The organism is Variovorax rhizosphaerae (assembly GCF_037889975.1).
GTDB lineage: Bacteria > Pseudomonadota > Gammaproteobacteria > Burkholderiales > Burkholderiaceae_C > Variovorax > Variovorax rhizosphaerae.
This window is the reverse complement of record NZ_JBBKZT010000025.1, coordinates 1-12,301: the sequence shown is the minus strand read 5'-3', so window position 1 is coordinate 12,301 and position 12,301 is coordinate 1. Positions and strand designations below refer to the sequence as shown.

The following is a 12,301-nucleotide window of genomic DNA, read 5'->3' as shown; positions in this document are numbered from 1 at the left end:
TGCGTATCAGGAGCCTACGATTCTCTTCATCAGCAATCCCTGGAGATCTCGCCTGACGTCACACACGACGTGGATGTAGGCCGTGTCGCCTCGGAGTTCATAGATGAGGCGGTTCATGCCTGAAAGAACCTGCCTGTACTGGGCCATGTTCAGGTTCTCCAACTCGGGGGGAACTCTGCCGATCAGCGGATGGTTCCGGATCATCTCGGCCGACTCTTTCACTTTTGCGTAGCTGTGTTGCCAGGCTTCCTTGCCAAAATTCTTGACGATGTAGTTCCTCAGATCTTTGAGGTCGGCTTCGGCAGAACGAAGAAACACAACCCTCATTGCGGATCTTCCTTGTCCAGTTCTGCGAAGACATCTGCCGCGCTGCGAAACTGACCCTGCTCGATCTCGCGATTGCCCAATGCCAGGAGCTTCAGAAGAGCGAGGGCCTCTTCATGCTCTTCATACGAGCGAACGTCCATCACCACGAGCTTTGCCTCGCCGTTCTGGGTGATGAGCATTGGCTCCCGGCTTTCAGAGATGTCCTTGATGATTTCTGCCGCGTGGCTCTTGAGGTAGCTGATCGGCTTGACTTGAGTGGAGAACTTCATGGCGCGTCCTTGGTCCTGACAACGGACTCTTTATAGTCTGAATTTAGTCTCTTGTGCGATCTGACTCGCTTGCCGATAGTCACCGGCAAGCCTGCACGTTCACTGGGACTGGTCGATCCCGCCCTCACTGACGCTGCATGTCTACGAAGTCATCGACTGAAACCCGCACCCAGGTGACACGAAAAGCGATGCGCGCCTTTCGCATATCGAAGCACGTTTCCGTTATTTAGCGAAAGAAGCATTGCTCCCTAGCATCCGGCTCTGTTCATCCCGTCATGACAGGTCAGCCGAATGCCCGCCCTCAAGGCTCTCGAGCCCATCGCCTTTTCCCCCGTGCCGCTCTACACGCAAGTGCGTGAAACGCTGCGCGAGCGCATCCTCGACGGCGTCTACGCGCCCCATGCGCAGTTGCCCTCGGAAAGCGAATTGGGCGCGCTCTTCAAGGTCAGCCGCATCACGGTGCGCCAGGCCCTGAGCGACCTGCAACGCGAGAACCTGATCTTCAAGATCCCCGGCAAGGGCACCTTCGTGTCCAGGCCCAAGGCCTTCCAGCATCTCACGCAGCTCGAAGGCTTTGCCGAGGCCATGGTGCGCATGGGCTACGAGATCCGCAACCAGGTCGTGAGCCACAAGACGGTGCCGGCGTCCCCCCGCGTGGCGCAGCACTTGGGCATTGCGGAAGGCACGCCGGTGGCACAGATCAAGCGCGTGCGCCACCTCAACCGCGCGCCGGTGTCCTATGAAGTGACGTACTTGCCGCACACGATCGGCGAGCGGCTTCGGCAGGCCGACCTCGCAGGGCGCGACATCTTCCTGATCCTGGAAAACGACTGCGGCCTGGCCCTGGGCCACGCGGACCTGCAGATCGACGCGACCTTGGCCGACGAGGTGCTGGCGCGCGCCCTGGCCGTACCCGAAGGCACCGCAGTGCTGCGCGTGGAACGCCTCACCCACACCGCCGACGGCGAACCGCTGGATTTCGAAGACCTCTATTTCCGCGGCGATGCCTTCCAGCATCGCCTTCGCATCTCGCGCATGCAGCACGGCGACAACGACAGCCACCCCCGAAGGGCAAGCCATGAACATCATCACCCGCACCGTTGACGTGCTGGTCATCGGCGGCGGCACAGCCGGCCCGATGGCCGCCGTCAAGGCCAAGGAAGCCAATCCCAAGCTGGACGTGCTCCTCCTGGAGAAAGCCAACGTCAAGCGCAGCGGCGCCATCTCGATGGGGATGGATGGCCTCAACAACGCGGTGGTGCCGGGCTTTGCCACGCCCGAGCAGTACGTCAAGGAGATCACCACCGCCAACGACGGTATCGTCAACCAGAAGACGGTGATGGCCTATGCGCGCAACAGCTATTCGATGATCGAGGAACTCGACCGCTGGGGTGTGAAGTTCGAGAAGGACGAGACCGGCGACTACGCGATGCGCAAGGTGCACCACATGGGCACCTACGTGCTGCCGATGCCCGAAGGCCACAACATCAAGAACGTGCTCTACCGGCGCCTCAAGCGCACCCGCGTGGAGATGTCGCAGCGCCTGGTGGTGACGCGCCTGCTCACCGCGGCCGATGGCAGCATCGCCGGCGCCATGGCCTTCGACTGCCGCAGCGGCGAATTCCATGTGATCCGTGCCAAGTCCGTGGTGCTGTCCACCGGCGCGGCCGGACGCCTCGGGCTGCCGGCGTCGGGCTACCTCTTCGGCACCTACGAGAACCCGACCAACGCGGGCGATGGCTACAGCATGGCCTACCACGCGGGGGCCGAACTCTCGGGCATCGAGTGCTTCCAGATCAACCCGCTGATCAAGGACTACAACGGCCCCTCGTGCGCCTACGTGACCGGCCCCTTCGGCGGCCACACCACCAACAACAAGGGCGAACGCTTCATCGAGTGCGACTACTGGAGCGGCCAGATGATGATGGAGTTCTACAACGAGCTCCAGGGCGGCAACGGCCCGGTCTTTCTCAAGCTGAACCACCTGGCCGAGGAGACCATCGCCACCATCGAGCAGATCCTGCACTCCAACGAGCGCCCGAGCCGCGGCCGCTTTCACGCCGGGCGCGGCACGGACTATCGCGAGCAGATGGTGGAGATGCACATCTCCGAGATCGGCCTGTGCAGCGGCCATTCGGCCTCGGGCGTCTGGGTGGACGAGCATGCGCGCACCACGGTGCCGGGCCTGCATGCCGCGGGCGACCTCGCTTGCGTACCGCACAACTACATGCTCGGTGCTTTCGTCTATGGCCGACTCGCAGGAGAAAGCGCGGCGCGGCATTGCGCAGAGGTGGATCTGCCCGAACTCGACGAAGGGCAGGTGGCACGCGAGCATGCCCGCGTCAGCGCGCCGTTGCTGCGCACCGGTGGCCTGCCGCCCGCGCAGGTTGAGTACAAGCTGCGCCGCATGGTCAACGACTACCTGCAGCCGCCCAAGGTCACGCGCAAGATGGAGATCGGCCTCTCGCGATTCGAGCAGATCCGGGAAGACCTGGAGCAAATCAGCGCCCCCGGCCCGCACGAATTGATGCGCGCCATGGAAGTGCATGCCATCCGCGACTGCGCCGAGATGGCCGCGCGCGCCTCGCTCTACCGGACCGAAAGCCGCTGGGGCCTGTACCACCACCGCGTGGACTTTCCCGAGCGCAATGACCGCGACTGGTTTTGCCACGCGCAACTGCAGAAGCAGGGCGACGCGATGGTGAGCTTCAAGCGCCCCATAGAGCCCTACATCGTGCCGCTGGAAAGCGAGGAGATGTCGGCCTACCAGCACCTCCGTGTGCCCGCGACGGTGCGCACGCCGGTCGAAGCCTGAGAGATCACAGAAGAGAACCCCCATGCCCATTGCCTTCCACCCCACCAGCGTGCCCGTGCGCATCGACGACGACAAGTGCATCGCCCACAAGGGCTGCACCGTCTGCGTGGACGTCTGCCCGCTCGACGTGCTCGCGATCGACCTCAGCAAGGGCAAGGCCTACATGAAGTTCGACGAGTGCTGGTACTGCATGCCTTGCGAGAAGGACTGCCCCACCGGCGCCGTCACCGTCGACATCCCGTACCTGCTGCGCTGAGCCGCGGCCCTTGCATCTCAACCGGAGTAATCACCCATGATGAGCACCACGAAGCAATCCGTCCTGTGGGGCGCCCTTGTCTTTGCGCTGGCCATGCCGGCCGCGGGAGCCGAGACCATCCGCATCGCCATCGGCACGCAGGACACCACGATCAATTGCGCCACCGGCGGCCTGTTGATCCGTGAACTCAAGCTGCTGGACAAGTACCTGCCGCGCACCGGCAAGTACAAGGACGCGACCTACCAGATCGAATGGAAGAACTTCACCTCCGGCGCGCCGCTCACCAACGAGATGGTGGCGGGCAAGCTCGACCTCGGCTCGATGGCGGACTTCCCGGGCAGCTTCAATGGCGCGGCCTTCCAGAAGGCGGGGCGCAAGAGCATCTTCATCAACGTGCTTTCAGGCAGCACGACCGGCAGCGGCAATGGCATCGTGGTGCCCAAGGATTCCCCGGTGCAGTCGCTGGCCGAACTCAAGGGCAAGACCATCTCCGTGCCCTTCGCGTCCACCTCGCACGGCATGCTGCTGCGTGCGATCCAGGCGCAAGGCTGGGACCCGCTGAAGGACGTGAACATCACCACCCAGGCGCCTGAAGTGGCCGGCCCGGCGCTGCAGGCCGGCAAGGTCGAGGCGCACGCGGACTTCGTGCCTTTTGCCGAACTCTTTCCGTACCGCGGCTTTGCCCGCAAGATCTACGACGGCTCGCAGGCCAACGCGCCCACCTTCCACGGCAGCCTGGTCGACGAGGCGTATGCGAAGCAGTACCCGGAGATCGTTGTCGCCTACCTGCGCGCCGCGCTCGAGGCCGATCGGCTCATGGCCGCCGAACCGGAGAAGCACAGCGAGTTGATTGCCAAGGTGACCGGCATCGAGGCCGAGGTCAACTACCTGTTCCACGGCCCGCTGGGCCTGCAGACGCGCGACCTGAGCTGGAAGCCCGAGTACCGCCAGGCGGTCAAGACCTCGCTCGACACCTTGCGCCTGCTCAAGCGCACCGACAACGACATCGACGCCGAAGCCTTCATCCGGGATGGCTACATCCGCGCCGCATTCAAGGAGGCGGGCCAGGACTACGACAGGCAGCTGAAGAACTACGCCCGCGCGCCGCTCGTGGCCAAGGACGCCACGACCGGACAGCCGATCACCGACGTGAGCCGCGTCGCGCAGGTCTGGGTGGCGGGTGAAGAGAAGGTGCGGCACTACGCGTCGCCCGAGAACGCATTTGCCGACCTGCAGAAGCTGGAGAAGGCAGGCAAGAAGGCCCGCGTGGTCTATGCGCAGGACCGCAACAGCGGCAACAAGCTGCTCGCGAGCGACGCGTGGTTCGTGCTCGGCGCCAAGGGCCAGGTCGACGCCTTCCTGCTGAAGGACCAGGCCGAAGCCTGGGCGACGAAGAACGGCGGCAAGGTGGTGGACTTTGCGGGCGTGCGTTCCGCGCACGCTGTCTGACCCGCTACCGGCGACGTGCTCCTGGGCAGCAGCAATTCTCGACATGGCATCCCTCATCAACCTGCGCAATGGCGTGCCGCGTTCCGCGTGGCGCTTCGCCGCATTGCTCGCCTGTTTACTTGTGTGGCACATCGCCACGCAACGGCGCATGAACCTGGGCTTCATCACCTTCCAGAACGTGCCGCCGCCACGCGAGGTGGCCGAGTCCGCCTGGTCGCTGGTGCGATCTCCGCTGGTGCTGGAGCACCTGGGCGCAAGCTTGCGCCGCGTGTTCATCGGCTTCGGCCTGGCAGCGCTCCTGGGCGTCGCATTGGGCCTCGTCATCGGCCGCGCCCGCTGGGCCGAAGACGCGTTGCTGCCGCCGCTCGAAGTGCTGAGGCCCATCCCGGCCGTGGCCTGGATTCCGTTGGCCATCCTGATGTTCCCGTCCTCGGAGGCGTCGATGGTCTTCATCACTTTTGTCGGCGCGCTGTTCCCGGTGCTGCTCAACACCGTGCACGGCGTGGAGGCGGTGGATGCGCGCCTGGTTGCCTCGGCGCGCAGCCTGGGCGCGCGCCGGCTGGCGGTGTTCCGCGAGGTGATCCTGCCCGGTGCGTTGCCGAGCATCGTCACCGGCCTGGCCATCGGCATGGGCACGGCCTGGTTCTGCCTGGTCACGGCCGAGATGATCTCCGGCCAGTTCGGCATCGGCTACTACACGTGGATGTCGTACACGATCCAGAACTACGCCGACATCGTCGTCGGCATGCTCTTCATTGGCGTGCTCGGGATGGGCAGCAGCGCGCTGGTGCGATGGATCGGGCAGGTGCTGATGCCGTGGCGTCCCGCGCAGGAGAAGAGATCTTGAAGGCGGACGTTCGCACCGGCCGCATCGCCATCCATGACTTGCGTGTTCGCCTGGGGCAGGGCGCCAATGCCTTCAACGCGATCGAGGACATCAACATCGATGTCGCGCCTGGTGAATTGCTTTGCCTGCTCGGCCCGTCCGGTTGCGGCAAGTCGACGCTGCTGGGCGCCCTGGCCGGCCACCTGAAGCCTGCGAGCGGTACGATCGATGTGGACGGCGAGCCAGTGGGCGGGCCGCATCCGGACCGAGGTCTGGTGTTCCAGCACCACACGCTGCTCCCGTGGAAGAAGGTGCTGGACAACGTCGCCTTCGGGCTGAAGATGCAGGGCGTGGGGCGTGCCGAGCGACACGCCAGGGCGCACGAGATGCTGCGACTGGTCGGCCTTGACGACTTTGCAGGCTTCTATCCCTCGCAGCTTTCCGGCGGCATGCAGCAGCGCGCGGAGATCGCGCGGGTGCTCATCAACCGCCCGCGCGTGATGCTGATGGACGAGCCTTTCGGCGCACTCGATGCGCAGACGCGGCTGATGATGCAGCGCCAGTTGCTGGACGCCTGGGCGCGCGTGCGGACCACCATCGTCTTCATCACGCACGACATCGACGAGGCGCTGTTCCTCGGTGATCGCGTGCTGGTGATGGGGCCGCGACCGGGTCGCATCGTCGCGGAATTCGCGCTGGACTTCGCAAGGCCGCGCGATCCGTCGCTGGTCACCTCTGCTGCCTTCACTGCGCTGAAGCGGCAATGCCTTGAGTTGCTGCACCCGCATGGCGCGCCGGCCGCACCGCTCGGGCGACTGACGCCGCTGGGCGCGCCGGCCGCCGCGCAGGTGCGCTATGCCATCTAGAACGAAGAACCATGAACTCCACCAACCTTGACGATCCCGAAGTGCAGGCGATTGCGCAGCGCCTTGCGTCCATTGACCCCGAAGTGCGCCGCATCGCGGTGACCGACCTCGGCGACCTCGCCGATGAGGCGCACACGTTTTTGCTCGTCGCAGCGTTGCGCGACGAGGAGCCGGCCGTACGTGCTGCTGCGGCCTTGGCGCTCGAAACCATGGAGAACCAGGAGGCCATCGAAGGGTTGGCGCAAGCGCTCGACGATCCCGATGCGCCGGTGCGCGAGGCCGCGGCCCACAGCCTGGCCGAAGTGAAGGAGCCGGCGTCTGCTGCATGGCTGCTGCCACTGGCGAGCAGCGGGCCGGCGCGGGTGCGCGCTGCCGTTCTGCGGGCGCTGCGCGAACTGCGCGTGCCCGTCAGTGCCGAACCTGCGCTGGCGGCTTTGCAGGAGGCGCGTCCTGCGAGGGACACCGCGGACACCATCGCCTTGCGCCGCGAAGCCATCGGTGTGCTCGGCTACCTGAAGCATGCGGCTGCCGTGCCCGTGCTCGCAGGACTTGCCGCTTCCGATCCGATCGACGAAGTGCGCCGCGCTGCCGTGGGGGCGATGGCGTTTGCAACCGGGGATGCAGGCGCTTGCGACGCGCTGGAAGCCGCGTTGCAGGACCCCAGCTGGCAGGTGCGCGAAGAAGCAGCCACCGCGCTGGGCAAGCTGCAGCAGCCGGCGGTTGCCGGGGCACTCTTGCAAGCACTCGACGACCCTTACTGGCAAGTGCGCCTGCGCGCGGCCCGCAGCCTCGGGCGCCTGCGCAGCGTGGCAAGCGTCTCGGCGCTGGTTGGCGCGCTCGGGCATGCCATCAGCAATCTGCGCAAGGAGGCGGCGCTGGCTCTGGGCGAGATCGGCGACGCGGCGGCAGTGCCTTCACTTCAGGTCGCCGCCAGCGATCCCGACCCCGAAGTGCGCAAGTCGGCGCGACTGGCCATCAGTCAGATCGTCCAGATCGCCCGGATCGGCTCCCCGAGTGGCACCTGAATCCATCGTCGACCACCGGGAGCGCTCGGCGCTGGAGTTCTGCTGGAGCAGCGGCGCGAGACATGTCGCTGCGTACCGGCTGCTCCGGTCGAGTTGCCCTTGTGCCGACTGCAAGGCATTGCGCGCGGCCGGCCGGGATGTCGCGACATCGTCATCGGCCGACGACATCCGCGTGACCGACATCCAGCCGGTTGGCGCCTATGGCGTGCAGTTCGTCTTCAGCGATGGACACGATCGGGGCATCTTCCCTTGGGTGTTCTTGAGGGACTTGCTGGAGCGTCGCATCGCGTAGGTTGCCCGCTGTCGCCGGACTCGCACCTTGTGCGACCTGCGCGAGTGGCGGCGCAGGTATTTTTTCCGCAGCACGGGGATAGACGCGTCGGCGAGACCGACGCGTTAAATGTTGCTGGCAGGGATCTGGCACCCCGCCGCACAAAGCGCATAAGCAAACGCGAATTGCGAGTTCGACACCGGCGCGCCCGCCACCTATCGTGCAGGCCAATTCGCCAATTCATCGCGTTCAAGGAGCCTGCTTTGCCCAACGATCTTCCTTTCACCCTGCGTCGCAGAGACATGGGCCTCGCGCTTCTTGCACTGGGTGCTGCCGCTGGCCTGGGCACTCCCGCCCGTGCGCAGGGCGCCTTGCCCGACGAGGTCAGGATCGGCACCCAGAAAGGCTCGGCCATTCTTGTGCTGGCCCGCAAGCAGGAGGTGATCGAGAAGCGGCTGAAGGCGCTGGGCGTGCAGAACGTCAAGTGGGTGGAGTTCCAGTTCGGCCCGCCGATGCTGGAGGCGCTGGGCGCCGGCGCGATCGACCTCGGATCGGTCGGCGACACGCCACCTGTGTTCGCACAGGCTGGCAATTCCAACCTCGTCTACGCCGCCGCCACGCCATCGGCGCAGCACGCGCTGCTTGTGCCCAAGAGCTCGCCCATCAAGTCGATCGCCGATCTCAAGGGCAAGAAGGTCGCCTTTGCCAAGGGTTCCAGCGCACACAACGTGACGATCAAGGCGCTCGCCTCGGCCGGCCTGTCGCTCAATGACATCGTGCCGACCTACCTCGCACCCGCCGATGCCACGGCCGCGTTCACTGGCGGCAACATCGACGCCTGGACCGTGTGGGACCCGTTCTACGCCATCGCCGAGGAACGCTATGGCGCCCGCGTGATCGCCGACACCACCGACAAGCGCCTGGCCAGCGCCTCCTACTACATGGCCAGCAAGGATTTCGCCACGCGCTACCCCACGGTACTGAGCGCAGTGCTCGACGAGATCGGCAAGCTCACCCGATGGTCCGGCACGCACCGCGACGAACTCGCCGCGCTGGCCGCCGAGGCCACCGGTATCGACGCCAAGTCGTGGTCCGCCGCCTTCGCCCGTGCGGAGTTCAGCTTCGGCCCTGTGACCGATGTCCATGTCACGCAGCAGCAGCAACTGGCCGACAGCTTCTTCGCACTCGGCATCATCCCGCGCAAGCTCAACGTGCGCGACATCGTCTGGCGGCCATCCGCTGGCGCTTTCTGAGGCTGCATCCATGACCGCTCTTCATGCCCTTTCCGACACGGCGCTCGACCAGTTGTTTCGCAGCGCGCGCACCGTCCATGCGTTCGAGCCGGTGCCCATCAGCGACGAGACCATCCGTGCGCTCTACGACCTCGCGAAATGGGGCCCCACCGCATTCAATGCGCAGCCCGCGCGCTTCATCTTCGTGCGCAGCGCGGAGGCCAAGGAACGGCTGAGGCCCGCGCTGTCGGCGGGCAACACCGCCCAGACGCTCGCGGCGGGCGTCACGGTGATCGTGGCGCACGACACGCGCTTCCATGAACACCTGCCGGCCCAGTTCCCGGCCTACGACGCCAGGCCGATCTTTGCGAACAACGCCGATCTGGCCCAGGCCACGGCCTTTCGCAACGGCAGCCTGCAAGGCGCCTACCTCGTGCTGGCCGCGAGGGCGCTGGGCCTGGACGTCGGTCCGCAATCGGGCTTCGACGCGGGACTCGTCGACAAGACCTTCTTCCCGGACGGACGCTGGCGCAGCAACTTCCTGGTCAACATCGGCGTGGCGGATCATTCCGGAACGAAGCCGCGCGGGCCACGGCTGTCGTTCGACGACGCTGCGCAGATCCTCTGACCTGGCGACGGCGTCCCTTCAGAACGGTTTGCTGCCCGACAGGCTGATCCGCTTCATCACCCGCCGCTCGCCGTTGTCGAAGCCGTTGCGCGTATGCAGCGTCGCGTGGTTGCCCCAGTAGACGATGTCGCCCACCGACCAGCGGTGCGTGCAGGCAAAGCGCGTTGCAGCAGTTGCTTGCGCAGGCGTGCGACGAGCGCAGCGCCGTACCGCGGCTCGACGTCCACGACCTCGACCTCGGTGCGCTCGCTCAGGTACAGCAGGCGCCGGCCGCTGTCGGGATGGGTACGCACCAGCGGATGCGCTTCGAAGGGCGTCAGCGGCACGATGTCCGGCGTGCGTCTTCGAATCGGGCGCCCCTCTTCTACCTCGCCGAGAAGGAAGGCCGCTTCTGGCCTCGGCAGGATCTTCACGCCCGCTACGAGGTCGTGCAGTGGGTGATCTGGCAGATGGCCAACCAGGGGCCGAAGTTCGGCGAGCGCGGCCACTTCTCGCGCGTGCCCGAGAGTGCCGGCGACCAAGCCTATGCGCAGCGCCGCTTCAACGACGAGGTCCACCGCCTCTACGGCGTGCTCAACAACCGGCTCCATGATCGCCGCCATATCGCAGGCGACGAGTACACGATCGCGGACATCGCGGCCTATCCGTGGACGGTCAGCTGGCAACTGCAGGGCATCGACCTGAACGAGTTCCGCTACTTCAAGCGCTGGTTCGAGGAGATCTCCGCGCGGCCCGCAGTGCAGCGGGGACTGGCGGTGACGGCCGGACCACCGGAAGACCCCGCCAGCGTCACACCGGAGGAGCAGGCGCGGCGCCGCAAGATCCTCTACAACCAGCGCGCGCGTCCGGCGCCGGTTGCTTCGTAGGGAGGTCTCATTTGCGGCTGCCGCAGAAAGCGATAGCCGGATGTCCGCGGTGGAAGTTGCTTGCGCCAGCCGCGCGGAATATTGTGCGCACAATTCGTTCCGCTTAGGCTGCTGCGCATGCACACCAAACTCCTGACCGACTGCGCCCTCGGCGCGCTTCTTGCCCTGTCCAACCTTGCCCACGCCCAGCCCGCTGGCGGAGCGCCTGCGCCGGTTACCGTGGACAACTTCGTCCGGGCTGAGACTGACCTGTACGTCGCTGCCCTGGCCAAGCAAAGTGGCGGGCTCGGCAAGCTGCTGCATCGCCGCGAGCCGGCATCGATCGAGCGTCAGACGGTGATCCGCTTGAACCGCGACACCTTCTATTCTTCAGCGGTCTTCGATCTCGATGCGGGCCCCGTGACCATCACGCTGCCTGATCCCGGCAAACGCTACATGGCGCTGCAGGTCATCAACGAGGACCACTACACGCCGAACGTGTTCTATGGCGCAGGCACCTACACCCTGACGCGCGAGAACGTCGGCACGCGCTACGTGGTCATCGCCATACGCACGCTGGTGGACCCCGCCAGTCCCGATGACATCAAGCAGGTCCATGCCTTGCAGGACGCCGTCAAGGTGACGCAGCGGGCGCCGGGCCAGCTCGAGTTGCCGAACTGGGATCCCGTGAGCCAGAAGAAGGTGCGCGACGCCTTGATCACCTTGTCCACCACGATCCCCGACTTCAAGAAGGCATTCGGCACCAGGGGCGACGTCGACCCGGTCCGCCGCCTGGTCGGCGCGGCGGCCGCGTGGGGCGGCAACCCGGACAAGGACGCGACCTACCTCAACTTCACGCCCGCGAGGAACGACGGCACCACCGTCTACCGCCTCGCGGTCAAGGATGTGCCGGTGGATGGCTTCTGGTCCGTCAGCGTCTACAACGCCGAGGGCTACTATGAAAAGAACGCATCGAACGCCTACTCGTTGAACAACCTGACAGCCAGGCGCAGCGACGACGGCACCATCGCCATCCAGTTCGGCGGGTGCGATGGCCAAGCTGCCAATTGCCTGCCCATCGTCAAGGGCTGGAACTACACGGTGCGGCTCTACCGTCCACGGGCAGACATCCTCTCTGGCGCCTGGCGTTTCCCCGAGCCCCAGCCTGTGAACTAAGCCGAACTTTGAACCATTGATCAGGCCGTAACCCAGCATTGGCGCGGGTTTTGGTCTTTTTCTCGCTTCAATTTGTAGCCATGTGAACAGATTGCTTTTTTCTTGAATCTCCTATGGAATCCGCCTATAAATGAAGTCATGTACATCGAGTCCGTGCCCAACCGCAACTCGCCCGCCGCAGTGCTGCTGCGTGAGTCCTATCGCCAGGACGGCAAGGTCCGCAAACGCACCCTTGCCAACCTGTCTTGCCTGCCCGATGAGGTCATCGAAGGCTTGAAGGTACTGCTGCGCGGCGGCGTGGCCGTGCCCAGTGTCC

General features: G+C 65.4%; 15 protein-coding genes and 1 pseudogene. 13 read left to right on the top strand and 3 right to left on the bottom strand.

The annotated features are described in order from the left end of the window. Positions 1-6: 6 nt before the first annotated feature. Both WKW82_RS33620 and WKW82_RS33615 read right to left on the bottom strand, forming a co-directional pair. The gene (locus WKW82_RS33620; protein WP_340347323.1) at positions 7-327 is read right to left on the bottom strand and encodes a type II toxin-antitoxin system RelE/ParE family toxin; all 321 of its coding nucleotides are present in this window, start codon (positions 325-327) and stop codon (positions 7-9) included. Then, the gene (locus WKW82_RS33615; protein WP_340347321.1) at positions 324-596 is read right to left on the bottom strand and encodes a type II toxin-antitoxin system Phd/YefM family antitoxin; all 273 of its coding nucleotides are present in this window, start codon (positions 594-596) and stop codon (positions 324-326) included. Before WKW82_RS33615 ends, WKW82_RS33620 begins: the two co-directional genes overlap by 4 nt. Before the next feature lie 291 nt (positions 597-887). On the opposite strand from WKW82_RS33615, the gene WKW82_RS33610 reads away from it, so the two are divergent. The 10 genes from WKW82_RS33610 (at position 888) to WKW82_RS33565 (ending at position 9,964) form a co-directional block, all read left to right on the top strand. Then, positions 888-1,700: a GntR family transcriptional regulator gene (locus WKW82_RS33610; protein ID WP_340347320.1), complete on the top strand. Its 813-nt coding sequence runs from the start codon at positions 888-890 to the stop codon at positions 1,698-1,700. Next, positions 1,675-3,411 (top strand): fumarate reductase/succinate dehydrogenase flavoprotein subunit, encoded by a 1,737-nt coding sequence (locus WKW82_RS33605; RefSeq protein ID WP_340347319.1) that lies wholly within the window; start codon positions 1,675-1,677, stop codon positions 3,409-3,411. Before WKW82_RS33610 ends, WKW82_RS33605 begins: the two co-directional genes overlap by 26 nt. A 22-nt stretch (positions 3,412-3,433) precedes the next feature. Continuing rightward, positions 3,434-3,667: a 4Fe-4S dicluster domain-containing protein gene (locus WKW82_RS33600; RefSeq protein WP_340347318.1), complete on the top strand. Its 234-nt coding sequence runs from the start codon at positions 3,434-3,436 to the stop codon at positions 3,665-3,667. 39 nt (positions 3,668-3,706) lie between these two features. Beyond that, the gene (locus WKW82_RS33595) at positions 3,707-5,116 is read left to right on the top strand and encodes an ABC transporter substrate-binding protein (protein ID WP_422823654.1); all 1,410 of its coding nucleotides are present in this window, start codon (positions 3,707-3,709) and stop codon (positions 5,114-5,116) included. Between the two features lie 43 nt (positions 5,117-5,159). Continuing rightward, positions 5,160-5,963 carry an ABC transporter permease gene (locus WKW82_RS33590; RefSeq protein WP_340347317.1) on the top strand — a complete coding sequence of 268 codons (804 nt, stop codon included), beginning with the start codon at positions 5,160-5,162 and terminating at the stop codon, positions 5,961-5,963. Then, positions 5,960-6,808 carry an ABC transporter ATP-binding protein gene (locus WKW82_RS33585; RefSeq protein ID WP_340347315.1) on the top strand — a complete coding sequence of 283 codons (849 nt, stop codon included), beginning with the start codon at positions 5,960-5,962 and terminating at the stop codon, positions 6,806-6,808. The genes WKW82_RS33590 and WKW82_RS33585 overlap by 4 nt, the downstream gene beginning before the upstream one ends. Before the next feature lie 11 nt (positions 6,809-6,819). Next, positions 6,820-7,833, top strand: coding sequence for a HEAT repeat domain-containing protein (locus WKW82_RS33580; protein ID WP_340347313.1), 1,014 nt, complete (start codon positions 6,820-6,822; stop codon positions 7,831-7,833). Next, a complete protein-coding gene (locus WKW82_RS33575) occupies positions 7,823-8,125 on the top strand; it encodes a DUF971 domain-containing protein (protein ID WP_340347311.1) in 303 nt (100 codons plus the stop codon). The genes WKW82_RS33580 and WKW82_RS33575 overlap by 11 nt, the downstream gene beginning before the upstream one ends. Positions 8,126-8,367: 242 nt before the next feature. Next, positions 8,368-9,357, top strand: a complete 990-nt coding sequence (locus WKW82_RS33570; RefSeq protein ID WP_340347309.1) for an aliphatic sulfonate ABC transporter substrate-binding protein — start codon at positions 8,368-8,370, stop codon at positions 9,355-9,357. A gap of 10 nt (positions 9,358-9,367) precedes the next feature. Then, on the top strand, positions 9,368-9,964 hold the full coding sequence (locus WKW82_RS33565) for a malonic semialdehyde reductase (RefSeq protein WP_340347307.1): 597 nt from the start codon (positions 9,368-9,370) through the stop codon (positions 9,962-9,964). A gap of 18 nt (positions 9,965-9,982) precedes the next feature. Here WKW82_RS33565 and WKW82_RS33560 read toward each other — a convergent pair whose 3' ends face one another. Next, positions 9,983-10,099: a TauD/TfdA family dioxygenase gene (locus tag WKW82_RS33560; RefSeq protein ID WP_340347305.1), complete on the bottom strand. Its 117-nt coding sequence runs from the start codon at positions 10,097-10,099 to the stop codon at positions 9,983-9,985. A gap of 29 nt (positions 10,100-10,128) precedes the next feature. Here WKW82_RS33560 and WKW82_RS33555 point away from each other — a divergent pair, with 29 nt between their 5' ends. The 3 genes and pseudogenes from WKW82_RS33555 to WKW82_RS33545 all read left to right on the top strand — a co-directional run. Next, entirely contained in the window at positions 10,129-10,830 is a 702-nt protein-coding gene (locus WKW82_RS33555; RefSeq protein WP_340347303.1) for a glutathione binding-like protein, read from the top strand. 117 nt (positions 10,831-10,947) lie between these two features. Then, positions 10,948-11,985 carry a DUF1254 domain-containing protein gene (locus WKW82_RS33550; protein WP_340347301.1) on the top strand — a complete coding sequence of 346 codons (1,038 nt, stop codon included), beginning with the start codon at positions 10,948-10,950 and terminating at the stop codon, positions 11,983-11,985. A gap of 138 nt (positions 11,986-12,123) precedes the next feature. Continuing rightward, positions 12,124-12,301, top strand: a pseudogene (locus tag WKW82_RS33545) (IS1634 family transposase); the annotation flags it as partial.